The organism is Streptomyces sp. W1SF4 (genome assembly GCF_003950035.1).
Classification (GTDB): domain Bacteria; phylum Actinomycetota; class Actinomycetes; order Streptomycetales; family Streptomycetaceae; genus Streptomyces; species Streptomyces racemochromogenes.
Genome location: NZ_CP034350.1, coordinates 313494 through 331184, shown reverse-complemented (window position 1 = coordinate 331184; position 17691 = coordinate 313494). Strand labels below are relative to the sequence as shown.

19 protein-coding genes are annotated in these 17691 nt (G+C 75.5%); 8 read left to right on the top strand and 11 right to left on the bottom strand.

Translation table 11 applies throughout. The features are described from left to right. Positions 1-96 precede the first annotated feature (96 nt). The 3 genes from D1J60_RS01805 (at position 97) to D1J60_RS01795 (ending at position 2435) form a co-directional block, all read left to right on the top strand. Entirely contained in the window at positions 97-477 is a 381-nt protein-coding gene (locus tag D1J60_RS01805) for a barstar family protein (protein ID WP_125819845.1), read from the top strand. A 176-nt stretch (positions 478-653) separates the two neighbouring features. Continuing rightward, positions 654-1427 (top strand): PP2C family protein-serine/threonine phosphatase, encoded by a 774-nt coding sequence (locus D1J60_RS01800; RefSeq protein ID WP_125823807.1) that lies wholly within the window; start codon positions 654-656, stop codon positions 1425-1427. A gap of 54 nt (positions 1428-1481) precedes the next feature. Further along, on the top strand, positions 1482-2435 hold the full coding sequence (locus D1J60_RS01795) for an MASE1 domain-containing protein (RefSeq protein WP_125596945.1): 954 nt from the start codon (positions 1482-1484) through the stop codon (positions 2433-2435). Here D1J60_RS01795 and D1J60_RS01790 read toward each other — a convergent pair whose 3' ends face one another. Beyond that, the gene (locus D1J60_RS01790) at positions 2436-3401 is read right to left on the bottom strand and encodes an aldo/keto reductase (protein WP_241253103.1); all 966 of its coding nucleotides are present in this window, start codon (positions 3399-3401) and stop codon (positions 2436-2438) included. A 53-nt stretch (positions 3402-3454) separates the two neighbouring features. Beyond that, entirely contained in the window at positions 3455-3727 is a 273-nt protein-coding gene (locus tag D1J60_RS01785) for a hypothetical protein (protein ID WP_125819844.1), read from the bottom strand. A 128-nt stretch (positions 3728-3855) separates the two neighbouring features. Between D1J60_RS01785 and D1J60_RS01780 the strand changes: the two genes are divergently transcribed. Next, the gene (locus tag D1J60_RS01780) at positions 3856-4314 is read left to right on the top strand and encodes a MarR family winged helix-turn-helix transcriptional regulator (protein WP_125596939.1); all 459 of its coding nucleotides are present in this window, start codon (positions 3856-3858) and stop codon (positions 4312-4314) included. A 97-nt stretch (positions 4315-4411) separates the two neighbouring features. Here the strand turns inward: D1J60_RS01780 and D1J60_RS37100 are convergent, their stop codons facing one another. Beyond that, positions 4412-4567: a DUF6131 family protein gene (locus D1J60_RS37100; protein WP_164720813.1), complete on the bottom strand. Its 156-nt coding sequence runs from the start codon at positions 4565-4567 to the stop codon at positions 4412-4414. Between the two features lie 172 nt (positions 4568-4739). On the opposite strand from D1J60_RS37100, the gene D1J60_RS01775 reads away from it, so the two are divergent. Further along, complete coding sequence (locus tag D1J60_RS01775; RefSeq protein WP_125819843.1) at positions 4740-5948, top strand: cytochrome P450; 1209 nt, start codon at positions 4740-4742, stop codon at positions 5946-5948. A gap of 10 nt (positions 5949-5958) precedes the next feature. Here the strand turns inward: D1J60_RS01775 and D1J60_RS01770 are convergent, their stop codons facing one another. The 3 genes from D1J60_RS01770 to D1J60_RS01760 form a co-directional block, all read right to left on the bottom strand. After that, complete coding sequence (locus D1J60_RS01770; RefSeq protein WP_164720812.1) at positions 5959-6483, bottom strand: DUF5133 domain-containing protein; 525 nt, start codon at positions 6481-6483, stop codon at positions 5959-5961. Positions 6484-6572: 89 nt separating this feature from the next. Next, on the bottom strand, positions 6573-7355 hold the full coding sequence (locus D1J60_RS01765; protein WP_125819841.1) for a maleylpyruvate isomerase family mycothiol-dependent enzyme: 783 nt from the start codon (positions 7353-7355) through the stop codon (positions 6573-6575). Positions 7356-7425: 70 nt separating this feature from the next. After that, on the bottom strand, positions 7426-8040 hold the full coding sequence (locus tag D1J60_RS01760; protein WP_125819840.1) for a TetR/AcrR family transcriptional regulator: 615 nt from the start codon (positions 8038-8040) through the stop codon (positions 7426-7428). Positions 8041-8173: 133 nt separating this feature from the next. Here D1J60_RS01760 and D1J60_RS01755 point away from each other — a divergent pair, with 133 nt between their 5' ends. Further along, positions 8174-9640, top strand: coding sequence for an amidase (locus D1J60_RS01755; RefSeq protein ID WP_125819839.1), 1467 nt, complete (start codon positions 8174-8176; stop codon positions 9638-9640). A gap of 44 nt (positions 9641-9684) precedes the next feature. Beyond that, positions 9685-10959, top strand: a complete 1275-nt coding sequence (locus D1J60_RS01750; RefSeq protein ID WP_125819838.1) for a DUF1266 domain-containing protein — start codon at positions 9685-9687, stop codon at positions 10957-10959. A gap of 44 nt (positions 10960-11003) precedes the next feature. Here D1J60_RS01750 and D1J60_RS01745 read toward each other — a convergent pair whose 3' ends face one another. Both D1J60_RS01745 and D1J60_RS01740 read right to left on the bottom strand, forming a co-directional pair. After that, positions 11004-11963, bottom strand: coding sequence for an SMP-30/gluconolactonase/LRE family protein (locus D1J60_RS01745; RefSeq protein WP_125819837.1), 960 nt, complete (start codon positions 11961-11963; stop codon positions 11004-11006). 80 nt (positions 11964-12043) lie between these two features. Continuing rightward, positions 12044-12757, bottom strand: coding sequence for a DUF4232 domain-containing protein (locus tag D1J60_RS01740; RefSeq protein ID WP_125819836.1), 714 nt, complete (start codon positions 12755-12757; stop codon positions 12044-12046). Between the two features lie 416 nt (positions 12758-13173). On the opposite strand from D1J60_RS01740, the gene D1J60_RS01735 reads away from it, so the two are divergent. Beyond that, positions 13174-14151 (top strand): TAXI family TRAP transporter solute-binding subunit, encoded by a 978-nt coding sequence (locus D1J60_RS01735; protein ID WP_241253102.1) that lies wholly within the window; start codon positions 13174-13176, stop codon positions 14149-14151. A 4-nt stretch (positions 14152-14155) separates the two neighbouring features. On the opposite strand, the gene D1J60_RS01730 is transcribed toward D1J60_RS01735, so the two are convergent. Genes D1J60_RS01730 through D1J60_RS01720 form a run of 3 tightly spaced genes read right to left on the bottom strand, consistent with a single transcriptional unit; the run spans position 14156 to position 17687 of the window. After that, complete coding sequence (locus tag D1J60_RS01730) at positions 14156-15550, bottom strand: HAMP domain-containing sensor histidine kinase (protein ID WP_241253101.1); 1395 nt, start codon at positions 15548-15550, stop codon at positions 14156-14158. Next, entirely contained in the window at positions 15547-16254 is a 708-nt protein-coding gene (locus D1J60_RS01725) for a response regulator transcription factor (protein ID WP_125819835.1), read from the bottom strand. Before D1J60_RS01725 ends, D1J60_RS01730 begins: the two co-directional genes overlap by 4 nt. Positions 16255-16295: 41 nt before the next feature. After that, positions 16296-17687, bottom strand: a complete 1392-nt coding sequence (locus tag D1J60_RS01720; protein ID WP_206436465.1) for an MFS transporter — start codon at positions 17685-17687, stop codon at positions 16296-16298. Positions 17688-17691 lie beyond the last annotated feature (4 nt).

Sequence of the window (17691 nt, the reverse complement as noted above, 5' to 3'; positions counted from 1 at the left end):
CGCAAGATCACGCAAAGCAGGTCATCGCGGTTCCCGGCCGAGGCCACGTCACCATCCGTGACGCGAGCGCCCGTTGACGTTCCGTAGGATCGACCCGTGACGACGACCTTTGTGCTCGACGGCGGGCTGATCCGCACCCTGGACGACTTCTGGCGGGTGGTGGGCGAGGCCGTCAACGGGCCCGGCGGCTACTTCGGCAAGAACCTCGACGCCTTCAACGACTGCCTGCGCGGCGGGTACGGCACCCCGGAGTCCTTCACGCTGGAGTGGCACGACCACCGCAGCTCCCGGCAGTCCCTGGGCCACCCGGAGACCGCCCGGGTGCTGGAGGAACGGCTGCGCCGCTGCCACCCCGCCAACCGCGAACGGGTCGCCCAGGACCTGGCGGCCGCCCGCGAGGGCCGCGGCCCGACCGTCTTCGACTGGCTGGTGGAGATCATCGAAGACCAGGCCCCCGGCGCCCTCCGGCTCCGCTAGCAAGCCGTACGCCGCGACGGGGCCGGTCCCAGGCGCCCGGCGGAATCCGGCCGGCCGAAATATGATGGCCCTGGATCTTCGCGTCGCGGGAGCAGGGAGCCCATGCACATACCCCGGAGGGGGCCGTGACCCCTCGGCGCCAACCGCACCGGCCCGACAGCGCCGACCTGCTGAGCATGCTGGGCCGGCTCAGCGCCCAGGCGCGGGAAGGGGCGCGCTTCCAGCACGCCCGGGTGGAGCTGGCCGAGGCCCTCCAGCGCGAGATGCTGCCCTCCTCCCTGCCCGTCCTGCCGGGGCTGCGCACGGCAGCCCGTTACGCGCCCGCCCAGCACGGCCTGGAGATCGGCGGCGACTGGTACGACGGGTTCCGGGTCGCCGAGGACGCCCTGGCCTTCTCCATCGGCGACGTACAGGGGCACGACGTTGCCGCCGCCGCCTTCATGGGCCAGGTCAGGGTCTGCCTGCGCGCCGTGGGGGCCGTCGTCGCCGACCCCGGCGAGGTGCTCGGCCGGGCCAACGACGTCCTGCTCTCCCTCGACAGCGAACTGTTCGCCACCTGTAGCCTGCTCCGCTACGACCCGGCCACCGGCGACCTCGCCAGCGCCCGGGCCGGCCACGTGCCGACCGTCTGGGCCACCGCCGCCGGCCGCTACGGCCTCGCCGAGGACGAGGGGGGCCCGCCCCTGGGCACCGTACCGGGCGCCGGGTACTCGGTCACCCGGCGCCGGCTGACCGAGCCGGGCTCGATCGTCCTGCTCACCGACGGTGTCGTCGAGGGCCCCGCGTTCCCGATCGAGGTGGGCCTGGAGCGGGTGCTGCGGATCGTCCGGGAGGCGGCCGGCGGCGACCCGGACGAGCTGGCGGCCGAGGTGATGAAGGTGGCCGACTCCACCGGCCACGCCGACGACGCCGCGGTGCTCGTCCTCAGCCACGGCGCGGCCGACGCCTGATCCCCGCCGGGCGTGTCACGGCCCGCCCCGGCGGCCGGGCTGTTGTCTGATGCTGTGGTGCGCACCGTGCAATGGCGAGGTCCGTCCGAGGCGCTCCTGCGGATCCTCGGGGTCGCCGCCGCCTACTACCTGAGCGGCCGGCTCGGCCTGCTGTGCCAGGTGGTCGTCGAGGGCTCGGTCGTCACACCCCTGTGGCCGCCCACCGGCATCGCCCTCGCGGCCCTGCTCTGGTTCGGCCCGCGGGTCTGGCCGGGCATCGCCCTCGGCACGTACCTCACCATCGAGGGGATCTCCGCCTTCCGCCCCGTCGACCTGCTCATCGTCCTCGGGAACACCCTGGCCCCGGTGTGCGCGTACGCCCTGCTGCGTCGCGTAGGCTTCCGGCCCGAGATCGACCGGCTGCGGGACGGGCTCGCGCTGGTCTTCGCCGGCGGCCTGCTGCCGATGCTGGTCAGCGCCACGGGCGGCGCCGGGACGCTGCTGCTCACCGGCAACCTGCCGCCGGAGAAGTTCTGGGGGGTGTGGTCGGCCTGGTGGGCCGGGGACACCATGGGCGTGCTGCTCGTGACCCCGCTGCTGCTGGTCCTGCGCCGGGCCAGGCCGCCGCGGGACCCCTACCGGGTGGCCGAGGCGCTCGCGCTGATGACGGCGGCGGGGGCGGTCACGGCCCTCGCGGCGCACAGCGGCATGTCGCTGCTCTTCCTGGTCTTCCCGCTGCTCATCTGGGCCGCCGTGCGCTTCCAGCTGGCCGGCAGCGCACCCTGCGCCCTGCTGGTGTCGGTGGTGGCCGTGGGGGCGGCGATCGACCAGGCGGGGCCCTTCGCCCACCACAGCCTGCTGGAGATCATGGTCAACCTCCAGGCGCTCAACGGGGCGGCCGCCCTCACGGGCCTGCTGCTGTCGGCCATGGTCACCGAGCAGAACAACATCCGCCTGAAGATCGAGGAGGTGTGCGAGGACCTGGCCGAGGTGGTGGCCCACCTCGCCCCCGGCCGGCGGGACGAGTGATCAGGGCAGCGGTACGCCCCGGGCCGTGGTCCACAGCTCGTACCACTCCTCGTGCGTGAGGTCGGGCGGGTTCAGGGCCGCGTCGCGGCAGGCACGGATCCGGTCGGGGCGGGCCGTGCCGATCACCGGCGCGATGCCCGCCGGGTGCCGCGTCAGCCACCACAGCAGCACCGACTCCGGGGTGGTGCCCTTCTTCCGCGCCAGCTCCCCGAGCAGTGCGGCGGTGGCCCGTTCCGCCGGCGTCCGCTGGCGGCCCGTGAACCGGCCCTGGGCGAGGGCGCCCCAGGCCTGGAGCCGGATGCCGTGGTCGAGGCAGTGCTCCAGCGTCCCGGGGGCGAAGCCGTGGCCGGCGCCCTCGGGGGTGTTGAGCAGCACGCCGGACTCCACCCAGGCGCGGCTGTGCAGGCTCATCTCCAGCTGGTTGGCGACCAGCGGCACGTCCAGGCGCGCCTGGAGGCGGGCGATCTGCGGGGCGCCCGTGTTGGAGACCCCGAAGGCGCGGACCAGTCCCCTGCCGTGCAGGGACATCAGGGCGGCCGCGACCTCGTCCGGGTCGGCCAGGGGGTCGGGGCGGTGCAGCAGGAGCACGTCGAGGACGTCGGTCCGCAGCCGTTCGAGGCTCTCCTCGACGCGCCGGACGATGGCGGGGCCGCGCAGGTCGTACAGGCCGGGGCCGCCGTCGCCGCCGGGCAGGCGGATGCCGCACTTGGTCTGGAGGGTGATGCGCTCCCGGAGCCCGGGCGTCCGGGCCAGTACCTCGCCGAAGACGGCCTCGGCCTTGCCGTGCCGGTAGATGTCGGCGTGGTCGAAGACGGTGATCCCGATGTCGAGGGCCGCGTGCACGGCCTCCTCGGCGGCGTCGACGTCCCGGGGGCCGTACGGGCCGGGCTCCCAGCTCCCGCCCAGCCCCATGCACCCGTACAGCAGCCGCCCGCCGCCCCTGCCCGTCTCCGCGTTCTCCGTCACGGGGCAAAGCCTAGGCCGTGTCTTTCGGATCAGGCCGGGCCGGGGGAGCGGGGTCAGTGGCGGCGGCGGTGGGTGCGGGCCTGGCAGGTCCACCAGGTGACGGCGCCGGTCAGACCGCCCAGCCACCACAGCAGCACCGCCGGGGCCGCCGCGTACGAGGGCCACATCAGCCATCCCAGCGCCCAGCCGGTGGCGACGACCGCCAGCGGCGGGGCGGCCGCGTAGGCCCACAGGGGCGCGCGCCGCACCAGCCGCACGGCCAGGCGGCCGAAGGCGAACGCGGCCAGGGCGAAGCCGTTGAGCAGGAGCAGCCCTGCGAGCCCCATCGTCGGTGCCTCCGGTTTCGGGAACGGGAGGACGATACGCCACCGGCGGGACCCGGGTACGAAATGCTCGACGGCTCCTTGACTGCTCAAGCTTTTTCCCTGATGCTTGAGCGGTCAAGGAGGTAGCAATGAGTGATGCGCTGGATGTGTCCCTGCGCCTGGTGAAGGCCCAGACGGCCCTGGTGCGACGGTTCGACTCCCGGCTGGGGTCCCTGTACGGGGTCAGCCTGGCCGACTTCATGGTCCTGCTCCACCTCGGGCGGGCGGAGGGCGGCCGGATGCGGCGCGTCGACCTCGCCGGGGCCCTGGGGCTGACGGCTTCCGGCGTGACCCGGGGGCTCGGCCCGCTGGAGCGGATCGGCCTCGTCGTCCGAGAGGCGGACGCCCGCGACGCCCGCGTCGCCTACGCGGCGCTGACGGACGCCGGCCGCGAACGGCTGGCCGACTGCCTCAAGGCCGCGGGCCAGGTCGCCGCCGAGGTGTTCGCGGCGCCCGAGTGGTCCCCGGCCGAGGTCGGGACCCTCAGCGCCCTGCTCACGCGCATGGGCGGCACCGGCCTCCCCGAGGACCATGGCACGGGAGCCTGAACCGGGCGCCGGCGTACGGGCCGGGGGGATGGCCCTCCGGCCCGTACGGCCGTCCGGCGCCTGAGCGCTGTGGTGCGGTGCCGGGCTCCGGCCCGGCCTACCAGTAGTGCCGTCGTCCTCCGACGGCGTGTCCGACGGCTCCCAGGACCCACAGGACGAGGCCGATGAGGACCAGGATGAGGCCGATGGTCCAGAGGATGGATATGCCGGCGACCCAGCCGACGATAAGCAGGATGACACCCAGAATGATCATGTCTTTCTCCCATCTCCGGTGGGCGTCTTCCCACATACCGCGCCGCGATGCATCCACATGCGGCCGAACCGGAACCGGGCCGCCCGCGGAACCGCGCGGTGACACCGCGACTACTCTGGGGTGAACGCGCGGCGCCACACCGCCGCGACGCATTCGACTCAGGGGGAATGGAATGGCACGTCGGCCTGCCGTCGTCGATCTGCTGGAGCTCAGCCCGGACTTCGTGAGGGACCCGTACCCGGTCTACGCCGCCCTGCGGGAGCGGGGCCCCGTGCACCACGTCCTGACGCCCGACGGCGAGCACATGTGGCTCGTCGTCGGCCACGAGGCCTGCCGCACGGCCTTCACCGACCCGCGGCTGAGCCGCGACTGGCGCCGCTCCGGGGACGTCGGCCAGATCATCAACGCCGAACAGGACCACCCGGCGCTGGCGCACATGCTGATGTCCGACCCGCCGGACCACACCCGCCTGCGCCGCCTGGTGGCCCGCGAGTTCACCCCGCGGCGCATCGAGGCCCTGGCACCGCGCATCCAGCAGATCACCGACGAACTGCTCGACGCCATGGAGGCCAACGGCGACCGCCGCGTCGACCTGGTGGAGGCCTTCGCCTTCCCCCTGCCGATGACCGTCATCTGCGAACTCCTCGGCGTCCCGGCCCTGGACCGCGAGGCGTTCCGCGGCTGGTCCAACGAGATGGTCGCCCGGACCAGCGCGGAGGCCGAGGCCCGCGCGTACGAGGAGATGCCCCGCTACCTGAGCGGCCTCATCGACGCCAAACGCGCCGAACCGGGCGACGACCTGCTCAGCGCGATGATCCACGCCGTCGACGAGGGCGGCGACCGGCTCTCGCCCGCCGAGCTGACAGGCATGTGCGTCCTGCTGCTCATCGCCGGGCACGAGACCACCGTCAACATGATCGGCAACGGGATGCGCGCACTGTTCGCCCACCCCGGCCAGCTCGCCGACCTGCGCGCCGACCTCGGCCTGCTGGACGGAGCCATCGAGGAGATGCTGCGCTACGACGGTCCGGTGGAGACCTGCACCGAGCGACTCGCCCTGGAGGACGTGGAGATGGGCGGGACGGTGATCCCCAAGGGGTCCGCCGTCCTGATCGCCATGGCCGACGCGGACCGCGACCCGGCGCGCTTCGAGGACCCGGACCGCTTCGACATCCGCCGCGACGCGCGCGGCCACATCGCCTTCGGCCACGGCCTCCACTACTGTCTCGGCGCGCCACTGGCCCGGATGGAGGGCCGCATCGCGCTCCGCTCCCTGCTGGAGCGCTTCCCCGGCCTCGAGGGCGACGCCGACGTCGCCGAGCTCTCCTGGGTGCCGGGCATGCTGATCCGGGGCGTTCGGGAACTCCCCGTCCGCTGGTGACCGGCGCGCCCTACTCCTGGGTCAGCAGGTGCCGTTCGGCCGCCAGGACGGCCTCGTGGGTGGTGGGGCGGCCCATCAGGACGCACAGGGTGTAGGCCACGTCGTCCATGGCTCGCAGCGTGCCCGGGTCCGTGGGGGCGGCCGCGAGGCGGGCCTGGCAGCCCCGCAGGCGGGTCAGGACCTCCTCGGTCCGCAGGCGGCTCGGCAGGATCCCCACGCCCTGGAAGGCACCGCGCGGCAGCGGGGTGCGGGCCGCCTGCACCGCCCGGTGCAGGGCCCGTTGCACCCGCCCGGGCACCGGCAGGCCCAGCGACCCGGCCACCATCGCCTCCGCGGCCTGCGCGGCGGTGATCCGGGCCCGCTCGGCCGCCGTCAGCAGGATCTGCTTCGCCTCGCGGGCCGAACACGGGGTGGCGGCCATCACCAGGCCCAGCGCCCACAGCTCGGTGGGCGCCTGCCCGAGCGGCCGTTCCGCGAGGGGAGGGGCCTGCGCCGCGAGTGCGGCGGCGGACGGCGGGTCACCAGGAGACGCCACGTGAGGATCCCTTCGGCGGGGCATGTGCCCTCTCACGCTGACACAGCCCCCGGGGTTCCGCACGTCCCGTCCCGCGCGGCCGCCGCCCGTCAGAACGCGGAGTTGGCGAACCAGAGGTCGAGCAGGGAGCCGTCGCCCGTGGTCTCCACGCCCGGGGCGGTGCGGTCCAGCCGGCCGTAGAGCAGGAGCAGCAGGTCCGCGGCCCCCGCCCGGACCTCCGCGTCGGCGGGGACCGCACGGCCGTCCGCGCCGAGGTCCGCGTCGAGGCCGAATCCGTCGGGCCGCAGGCGGACCAGCCAACTCCCGCCCGCGCCGTCGGTGCACCGGAACCGGACGGCCTCGCCGGACCCGCGCAGGTGCGCCACCTTCGGCGCGAACAGCGCCGCGAAGGGCAGGTTGACGAGGAACTCGTCCACTCCGTCCCGCGCGAGCGCGGGGTCGACGACCGAGGGGAGGCCGAGCGCCCGTTCGGCGTCGACCCGGTGCACCAGCGTCTCGAACAGCATCCGGCGGATCCAGAACCGGGCGTGCCCGTCCGCGCCCCAGACCCACATCGGGGCGTCCGGGTCGGTGTCGGCGAAGACCTCGACGGCCTCGGCGGCGCCGGCCCTCAGCCATTCGGCGTAACCGTCCTCGCGCTCGGGCAGCCGCAGGTCCACCTCGCGGCGGGCCGGGGGCTGCTGGATCCGCTGCCGCAGCAGCACCGAGAACCAGCGGTGCACGCCGCCGGCGTGCCGGACCAGGTCGGCCAGCGTCCAGCCGGGGCAGGTGGGTACGGGGACCTTCAGGTCGGCGTCCGCGAGCAGGGCCGCGAAGCGGGCGGCCTCCGCCGCCACCGCCGCCCCGTGGTCGATCCGGTCGGCCGTGTGCATGGTGGGGGAGTCCTTCCGTCCTGTCGTACGCGCTCCTCCGGAACTCTTTCACAGGCTCGCGGCGGGGGTCTCACCGGCCTGCTGCCGGCCCCTCCCACAGGCCGCGCAGGTGCGCGTGGAGCACCTCCTCGGCCTCCCGGGGGCGGAGGTGCCCGATCAGGACGTGCGTGGTGAGGCCGTCCGCCAGGGCCAGGACGGCACGGGCCTCCCGCTGCGGGTCGACGCGCGCCGGCGGCCCGTCCGCGTCCTCACAGGCCTCCGTGATGAGCCGGGCGAACGTCGCGTGCAGGGCCGCGTAGTTCGCCCTCAGCGTCTCGGCCAGCGGCGGGCTGACGACGGCCTGCGCGACGAAGGCGAGCCAGACCCGGGCCTCGGCCCGGTGCTCCTCCCGCAGCAGCGCGACCTCGGTGGCCGCGTGGCCCAGGGCGGACGCGGCCGACTGGGCGGGGCTGCGGACCACCCGGGCCCGTACGCGTTCGCCGATGGCCTCGCCGACGTACCCGAGGGCGAAGAGCAGCATCTCCTCCTTGGTGCCGAAGCACCGCTGCACCGCGCCCATCGAGACCTCGGCGCGGGCCGCGACGTCGCGCAGCGTGACGCCTTCCAGCCCGCGTTCGTCGGCGAGGCGGCAGACGGCCTCGGCGATGAGGCGGCGCCGTCCCTCGTGGTCCACCTGCCTGGGCATGGGCACCCGCCTTCCCGTTCCGTCCCGTAGGGCGCCCAGCTTATTCGATGCGGGTGCATCGGATCCTCGGTTATGGTTCCGATGCAAGCGCATCGGAACGACGGCCGGGCACAGAGCAGGGAGCACGGGGAACATGCCGGAGACACAAGAGACACCGAAGACACCGAAGACACGGGAGACAGGGGAAGCCCTCTGGCGGCGGCCGGCGGCCGAGCAGGCGCGCGCCGTGCGCGGCGGAGAGGTGTCGGCGGTGGAGCTCGTCCAGAGCCACCTGGAGCGGATCGCCGAGGTCAACCCGGCGGTGAACGCGGTGACCCAGCTGATGGCGGACCGGGCACTCGAAGCCGCCGCCGCGACGGACCGCCGCCGGGCCGCGGGGGAGGCGCTCGGCCCCCTGGCGGGCGTGCCGTTCACGGTCAAGGAGACCACCCCCGTCGAGGGCGTGCCGACCACCTTCGGCGTAGAACGCTTCCGCCACCTCACCGCGGCCGCCGACGCGCCGCCCGTGGCCCGGCTGCGCGCCGCGGGCGCCGTACCGATCGGGCACTCCAACATGCCCACCCTGGTCCTCGCCGGGATGCACACGCGCAGCGAACTCTTCGGCGACACCGCCAACCCGTGGGACCCCGCCCGCACCCCCGGCGGCAGCAGCGGGGGCGACGCGGCCGCCGTCGCCACCGGCATGGCGGCGCTCGGCCTCGGCAACGACTCCGGGGGCTCCATCCGCGTCCCCGCCCAGTTCTGCGGCGTGGCCGGACTCAAGCCCACCACCGGGCGCTTCCCCGCCGACCACCGGGTCCTCGGCCCCGACGACCCCGGACCGGCCTCCCAGGCGCTGGTGACCGACGGCCCCCTCGCCCGCCGCGTGGGCGACCTCCGGCTCGCCTACGAGGCGCTGGCGGGCGCCGATCCGCGCGACCCCCGCTCCGTGCCCGTCCCCCTGTACGGGCCCCCGCTCCCCGGCCCCGTCAAGGTGGCGGTGGTGGCCGACCCCGGCGGGCACGGCGTCCACCCCGCGGTCCGCGCGGCCGTCGCCGACGCGGCCGGGGCCCTGCGCGACGCCGGCTACGACGTGCGCGAGGTGGCGGACGTACCCCGGCTGGACGAGGCCCTCGACACGTACGACCGCATCACCATGACCGAATTCGCCCCGAGCTGGCCGGTGGTGCGCACCCTCCTGGGCGAGGGCGGCGACCGCTACGTCCAGATGGCGATGGAGAAGACCCCGCCCGCCACCGCCGAAGAGCTCGTCCGGCTCATGGGCACCTGGCTGGGCATCCGCCGCTCGTGGTCCGAGTTCCTCGACGGGTACCCGCTGCTGCTCGGCCCCTCCTTCACCGAACCGCCCGTCGAACCGGGACTGGAGTCCCGCGACCGCGCCGGCCGGGACCGGGTCGCCTCGGGCATGCGGCTGTGCACGGCCACCAGCTTCACGGGCCTGCCCGCCGTGGCCGTCCCCACCGGGCTGTACGACGGGCTGCCCGGCGGGGTGCAGATCGTCGGACGGGCCTTCCGCGAGGACCTGTGCCTGGACGCGGCCCAGGCCGTGGAGGACCGGCTCGGCGTCCTCACCCCGCTCGACCCGCGCCCGGTGGCCTGACACCGGCGCGGCACCCCGGAAGATCCACCCCTTAGGGTTTGCCCATGGGTTTGACAGCAGGTCACGAACAGGGAGCCCCGCCCGGTCCGACGGCGCCGGCGCAGGGCTGGCAGGCACCGAGCGCGGTCGAACGGGGGCTGTACGAGGCGAGGACGCGCGGCGACTGGCCCGCGTACTACGACCTCGTCGCCCGCGCCGACCTGTACATGATGCAGTCGCGGGCGGACGTCGACGCGAACCCGGGCAACACCCGCTTCCACCCGTACTGGAACCCGCGGACCGGGACCATGTGCCTGGCCGTCTACACGGGCGGCATGCTGCCGCCGCCCGCCGTGGACCCCGTCTACAACTGCTACGACCTGGGCTGGTTCGCGAAGGTCTGGAACCACGACGACCCGCCCTACCTCGTCGTCAACCCCGGCAGCCCCTGCGAGGGCGTACTGCCGGCCGGACCGGAGGGCCGCGCCCTGTGGCAGCGGCACGCCGCCCCCGTGGACCGGCCCGGACTCGCCCCGGACGCCATCCACACCCTGGAGATCGGCGGCCCCCGCAGCGGCCAGGTCGCCTTCGGGCTTGGCGCCGGCGCGCACATCAACGTGCACAACGGCCGCTACTGGAACGCGATGGCCTACCACGGCTGCGGCTACCTCGACGAGAAGCGCTCCCTGGAGCGCTGGTGGGGCGTCACCACCCGGGAGGACTGGCTGGACACCCAGGAGCGGCTGCTGCGCGCCGACATGGTCAGCGGCGTCTGGGAGTTCGTCCTGCAACTGCGCCGCTCCATGGCCCTGGACTTCGCGGGGCCCGTCGACGCCGACCACTGGCGCCAGGCCGCGGGCAGCGTCGTGCGCCGGCGCGCCGAGGCGGCCGCCGAACCCCGGCTGACGCCCGACGGGGTGAGCCGGGGCCGCACCGTCACCGAGGCGGAGACCGAGGGCCAGGTCGCGGGCGTGCAGCGGCTGATCGGCCGCATCGCCCGCTACGAGGCGCGCTTCCGCGCGGACGGCCTGCTCCCCGAGGGCGGGTTCGTCCGCTCCGTCGAGGCCTGGGACTACGGCCGGGCCTCCGCGATGGCCCGGTGGGGCCTCGCCGCCCGCCTGTGCTCCCTGCCCGAGGCGGAGGCCGCGGTGGTCCGCGCGGGACGCCTGGTCCAGGTCAACTACCGCTCGTGGGAGGACTTCTCGGCCGCCTACGTGCTCGGCCGCTGCCTCCACTTCGACGAGGAGGAGTTCGGGGAGTGGTACGAGACCGCCCTCGCCACCCACCGCGTGCTGGCCACGGACCCCGCCAGCCCCTGGCGCACGCTCCCCTGGACCTGACCTGACGCAGCCCGGTTCCAGGGCCGGGCCGGGGTGGGGCGGGGTCAGCGGCCGGGTTCGGCGCCGCCCGGCACCTCGTAGACCGTCCCGTCCACGCCCGCCCGGTAGAGCCGGCCCGCCGAGAACCCCCGGTCGCCGTGCCCGTACGCGATCTGCGTCGAGAGGGGGAGCCCCGACTCCACGGAGCACGGCCGCCCGTCCTCGACCCGCCAGATCTCACCCGCCGCGTGCGTGGCGACCAGCGGGCGGCCCCGGCCGTCGAGGGTCAGCCCGTCCGGCAGGGCGAGCGCGTCGAAGAGCCCGGCCGACACCCACAGCCGCGGGTGCGCCGGATCGCCCACGGGGATCCGGTACAGCCCGGGGGCCACCGTGGTCTGCACGACGTAGACCTCGCCCCCGTCCGGCGAGACCGCTATCCCGTTGGGCTGCGGGACGCGGGCCCAGGCCGGATCGACCCGGCCGTCCGGGGTGACCCGCCCGATGTTCCGGCCGCCCAGGGTCGTGGTGTAGACGGTCCCGTCGGGCGCCAGGGCGACCCCGTCGATCCCGCCGAGCCCGGAGGCGTACGTACGGACCGCCCCGGAATCCGGGTCCACCCGCAGCAGCCGCGAGGTGGGGAACAGGTCACCGGTCAGCGAGTGCGCGAGGTCGTTGCCCGTGCCGACGAGCAGCTGCCCGTCCTCGCGGACGACGATCCCGCCGTTGGCGCCGACGTCCCCGGTCAGGGCCACCGGGGCGCTGCCCGGCGCGTCGATCCGGTAGACCCGGCCGCTGAAGTAGGCGGTGGCGAACATCCGGCCCCGCCCGTCGACCGCGATCGACTCGACCCAGTCCGGGAGTTGGGCCACCCGCACCGGAGCCGCCGCCGGCGCACCGGGCGCGCACCGCGCCGCGGCCTGCGCGGGCCCCGCCGGGGCGGCCGTGGCCGCGGCCAGTACGGCCGCGGCCACGAAACCCGCGCGGGGTCCCCGTAAGACGGTGCGGAGCATCCTGTCGAGCCTCATCGCTTCCCCTCCGTGGTCAGACCGGGCTGCCCGTGAAGTATCGGCGCGGGCCCGCGGGGCGCACCACCCCGCACCCCGACTCAGGTGGGCTTGACGGCGGAGAAGGCGGTGACGGTCGCCTTGTCGTCGCACTCCGCGAAGACGCCGTCGGTCATGGCGATCTGGTGCGAGCCCGCGCCGGGGACGCCGATCACCATGGTCGGGAAGGAGGCGGGGGTCGCGCCGGACACGCAGTACCCGTCCGCCTCGCCCTGGACGTTGACGAAGGTGAGCTTCGTCCACGCGCGGGCGCCCGGCGCCAGTGCGACCGTCGACGCCTTGCCGCTCTGGGTGATCGCCAGGGGCACGTTCTTGCCCGGCGAGCCGTTGCCCGCCCCGGCGACCGTCGGGAACCCGTTGAGGGTGCAGGCGTGCTTCGAGGTGTTGGTGACCGACACGATGGCCGCTCCCGTCCCCGTGCCGGGCGGCCGGACCGCGGCCTGCTCGGCGTCCGAGACCTTGACCTCGCCGGTCGTGCAGGGCTTCGCCCCGCCGCTGCCCGGGGCGGAAGCCGTCGGGCTCGGCGCGGTGCCGCCCGAGCCGCCGGTGGCCGAACCGCCCGAGGAGCCGGTCGAGGAGCCGCCCGAGGAGCCGCCCGTCGGCGTCGGCTTGGCCGGCACCGAGGCGGTGGGCGGCGCCGGCGGCGTCCCGGCCGCCCCGTCGTCGGCCGGGCCGCAGCCCGTCATCAGGACGGCGGCCGCGGCGGCCGCCACGAGCACCGCCGCCGAGCGGCGCGGGCCTGCTGTGTACTGCATGGGATGCTCCTCGATGTCTCCCGGCCGGCCCCGCACCGGCACGTGCAGGGACACGGCACCGCGCCCCGGCCGAGTTCCCGCGCTGCGCCGTTGTGGCAGTCCTGTCACACGACCATGACGTTCCCCCCGCCGCCGGACGCGGGGAGCCCGCGCCGGCGGGGTGCGGGAACGCCGGTCCGGGGCGGCGGCGGGCGGACGGGCGGGACGGGGGCGGGGACTGCCCCGTACGGTACGCCGTCCCGGGCGAGCCCCGGCGGACGCGGACCGCCGTGTTCCGGTGTGCCGCCGAGGAGGCCCCCTCGGGGACCGGTGACGTGGGCGTCCGCTGCGTGGGTGTCGACGCTCCTCGGCGTGGCGGGCACCCTCGCCCCGGGCCACTGACGCCACGTGGGGGCGTCAGTGGCTACGCTGCCGCCGTGACGGACACGCACTCCGGCCGCCGCCGGCTGCTACGGGCCGGACTCGGCGCGGCCGCGGCGGCGCTCGCCGGCTGCTCGGCGGACTCCGGGCCGGTGCGCCGGCTGCGGCTCGCGACCGGGCCGCGCGGAGGCCCGTACAACGCCTTCGGCCTGGCCCTGGCGCGGGCCGCCGCCGACGTCGGCAGCGGCCTCGAGATCGTGCCGGTGGACACCGCCGCGAGCGTGGACAACCTGAGCAGACTGGACGGGGGCTCCGTGGACCTCGCCCTGGCCACGGCCGACGTCGCCGAGGACGCGGTGCTCGGGCGGGAGCCGTTCCCCCGGCCGGCCGCGGTGACGGCACTGGCCCGGGTCTACGTCAACTACACGCACCTGGTGGTCCCCGCCGCCGGACCGGTGCACGCCGTAGCCGACCTCGCCGGACGCCCCGTCGCGGCGGGTGCCGCCGGGTCGGGGGTCCAGGTGGTCGCCGGACGCGTCCTGCGCGCCGCCGGGCTCACCGGGACCGGTACCGGCCCGGCCCCGGCGGACGTGCGCCTGCTGGGCCTCGCCGAGTCGGCGGCCGCCCTGCGCACCGGCGACGTCGCCGCCTTCTTCTGGTCCGGCGGCGTCCCCACCCCGGCCCTGACGGAGCTGGCCCGCGCACTGCCGCTGCGCTTCCTCGCCCTGGACGGCCACGTGGGCCCGCTGCGCGAACTCCACGGCCCCGTCTACACGGCCGTCACCCTGCCGGCCGGGGCGTACGGACTGACCGCACCGGTCGCCACCCTCGGCGTCGGCAACTACCTCCTCGCCCGGGACACGGTGCCCGCTGACGCCGCGAGCGCCCTGCTGCGGGTGGTGTCCGACCGGTGGCGCGACCTGCTGCGCGACGTGACCGCGGGCGTACGGCTGGAGCCCCGCTTCGCCATCTCCACCGGCAGGGTCCCCCTCCACCCGGGCGCCGCCGCCCACTACCGCTCCGTGTACGGCTGAGCCGTCACGGCGGCGGCAGCCGCAGCTCCACCACCAGCCCGCGCGGCACGTTCCCGCCGATGCCCAGCCGGCCGCCGCTGATCCGCGCGATCTCGTCCGCGATGGCCAGCCCCAGCCCGCTGCCGCGCACGTTCTGGTGCTCCGGCGCACGGGCGAAACGCCTCGGCAGCAGCTCCAGCTGCTCCTTCGGGACGCCCGGCCCGTCATCGGCCACCCGTACCACCGCCGAGCCGTCCGCGGCCCGCCGGGCGCACACCTCGACCCGGCCGCCGCTCGGCACGAACTTCACCGCGTTGTCCAGGGCCGCGTCCAGGACCCGGCCCGCCGCGTCCGGCAGGGCACGGGCCGCCAACTCCCCGGCCGGGCCCCGGACCGCCAGCTCCAGACCGGCCGCCCGGAACACCGGCAGCCAGGCGCGTACCCGCTCCCGCACCGCCGCGGCCACGTCCTGCTCGCGCAGCTCCGGCGCCGCCGACTCCACCCGGGCCAGCGCCAGCAGCCCGTCGAGCAGCTCCTCCAGCCGCTCCGTCTCCTCCAGCGCGCGACCGTGCTCGGCCCGGCCGGGACCGGGGGCGACGTGCGGCTCGACGTTCTCCAGCTGGAGCACCAGCGTCGCCAGCGGATTGCGCAGCTGGTGCGAGGCGTCGGCGACGAAGTCCCGCTGACGGGAGAGGGACTCGGCCAGCGCCTGCGCCATCGCGTTGAAGTGCCGCCGCAGCCGCCGCAGTTCCGGCGGCCCGGCGTCCGAGACCGCCCGCGCGTGCAGGCTCCCGGCGGCCAGCCCCTCCACCGCCCGGTCCAGGTCGAGCAGCGGCCGCATCAGCCAGCGCGTGATCCCCGCCGCGACCAGCGCCGCCGCGGTGAAGGCGGCCGCCGCCCCGGCCGCGATGAGCGCCCAGCGGGCCGTCACGTCCCGGCGGGCGGCGTCCGCCGGCACCGCCAGCAGCACCGCACCGCTCACCCGCTCGTCCCGCCCCACCGGCTCCGCGAGCACCACCCGCGCCGGACCCCAGGGCCGCACCGTCGGCAGCCGGTCGGTGGAACGCCCGGTCAGCGCCCGGTCCCGGGCCTCGGCCGCCGCGGAGGCCCCCGGACCCGTGAGCGAGGCCCGCGCCGGCCCCGAACCGGCCCGCGCCACCGTCGCCCCCGACGGGTCCACGACCACCACCGCGGCCCCGTACAGCTCGGCGTACCGGCCGATCTCCGCCGACAGCTCCGCCCGGTCGGCGGCCGTACCGGTCCGGTCGGCGAGGTCCGCGAAGCGCACGGCCTCCGAGCGCCGTTGCAGCAGCAGGTGCTCGGTCCGCCCGCGCGCGTACGCCTCGGCCAGGGGCACGCACAGCAGCAGCGCGGCCGCCCCCATGAGCACCATCAGCACCGCGAGGAGCCTGCGCCTCACGCGCCGGACTCCCCGTCCGGACACCCGGCGGCGGAGCCCAGCTGGTAGCCGAACCCGCGCACCGTGCGCACCAGCCCGGCCCGTCCCGTCTTCGCCCGGATCCCCGCGACGTGCACGTCCAGCGAACGGGACGCGGCCAGGAAGGCGTCGCCCCAGATCCGGTCCAGGATCTCCTCCCGGGAGTGCACCTCGCCGGGCCGCGCCGCCAGGAAGGCCAGGACGTCGAACTCCCGCCGCGTCAAACGGACCTCGGCGCCGGCCACCGTGACGGTGCGGCCCGCCGGGTCCACCTCGACGTCCCCGCTGCGCACCGGCCCGCCGGCGTACCGCGCGGGCTCGGCCGCCGTGCGCCCGCCCGACCGGCGCCGCACGCTGTCGATCCGCGCCATCAGCTCCGCCATCCGGAACGGCTTGACCACGTAGTCGTCGGCGCCCGCCCGCAGCCCCTGCACGACGTCACGCTCCTCGCAGCGCGCCGTCACCACGATCAGCGGGGCGTCGCAGATCGTGCGCAGGCGGCGCAGCAGCTCCAGGCCGTCGAGATCGGGCAGCCCCAGGTCGAGCAGGACGAACTCGGCCTCGCGGACGTGCCGCAGGGCGTCCGCCGCCCGTGCCGCCCGGCGTACCGTGTGCCCGCGCTGGGCGAGGGCCGTGCCGAGGGCCCGGGCCATGCGGTCGTCGTCCTCGACGAGCAGTGCGTGCATCGGGCCCTCCGGCCGGGTTCGCGGGTTCACGGTTCACGGTGTCAACGGGCGGCCCCGGCACCGGCCTTCGCGGACGCGGAGCCACCGGCGGGCGTGCCCGCCCCGGCCGCCTCGGCCCGGCTCAGCGCCGCGTCACGGGTGTCCGGCATCAGCACGTAGGTCACCAGCGAGACCAGCGCGCAGCCGGACACGTACCAGAAGAACATCTTCTCGTGGCCGCCGCTCTTGAACCACAGGGCCACGTACTCGGCCGTGCCGCCGAACAGCGCGTTGGCGATGGCGTACGGCAGGGCCACGCCCAGGGCGCGCACCCGGGTCGGGAACAGCTCGGCCTTCACCGCCGCGTTGATCGAGGTGTAGCCGGTGACGATCACCAGGGCGAGCAGGGACAGGCCCAGCGCCGACCCGTACGAGTCCGCCGAACCGAGGGCCGTCATGATCGGGTACGTGCCGAGCGTGCAGCCCACCGCGAAGGTGATCAGCAGCGGGCGGCGGCCGATCCGGTCGGACAGCATCCCGGCGAAGGGCTGGAGCACGGCGAAGAGGGCGAGGGCGGTGAAACTCACCAGCGTGGCCGTCGTCTTGGGCAGGCCGGCGCTGCCGACCAGGTACTTGGTGAGGTACGTGGTGTACGTGTAGTACGCGACGGTCCCGCCGAGGGTCAGCGCCATCACCAGGCCGGCCTGCCGCCGGTGCTGCCACAGCGCCTTGAGCGAGCCGCGCGCACTGGCGTCGTGGGCACCCTCCTCGGAGGACTCCTCCGTGAACGCGTCGGTCTCCTGGAGCCGCCGCCGCAGCCAGAACACCACCACCGCGAACAGGGCCCCGAGGACGAACGGGATCCGCCACCCCCAGCTCGACAGCTGGGCCGCGGTCAGTGTGTGCTGCATCGTGATCAGGATGCCGAGGCCCAGCAGCTGCCCGCAGGTCATCGAGACGTACTGGAAGGACGAGCCCAGCCCGCGCCGGTCGCGGGCCGAGGCCTCGGTGAGGTACGTGGCGCTGGCCGCGTACTCGCCGCCGATGCTCAGCCCCTGGAGCAGGCGCGCCAGCAGCAGCACCAGGGCGCCGGCGTACCCGGCCTGGCCGTAGGTCGGCGCGACGGCGATCATCAGGGCCGCCACCGACATCATGGTGACGGTGAGGGTGAGCGCGCTCTTGCGCCCGTGCCGGTCCGCGGCCCGGCCCAGGATCCACCCCCCGACCGGGCGCATCAGGAAGCCCACCGCGAAGATGCCCGCGGTGTTCAGCAGCTGGGTGGTCGGGTTGTCGCCGGGGAAGAAGGAGTCGGCGAAGTAGATCGCGAAGCTCGCGTAGACGAACCAGTCGTACCACTCCACGAGGTTGCCCAGCGATCCGCCGATCAGGGCGAGGCGCCGCCTGGCGCGCTCCTCCCGGTGCGGCGACTCGGGCGTGACGGCGGGCGAGGACATGGCG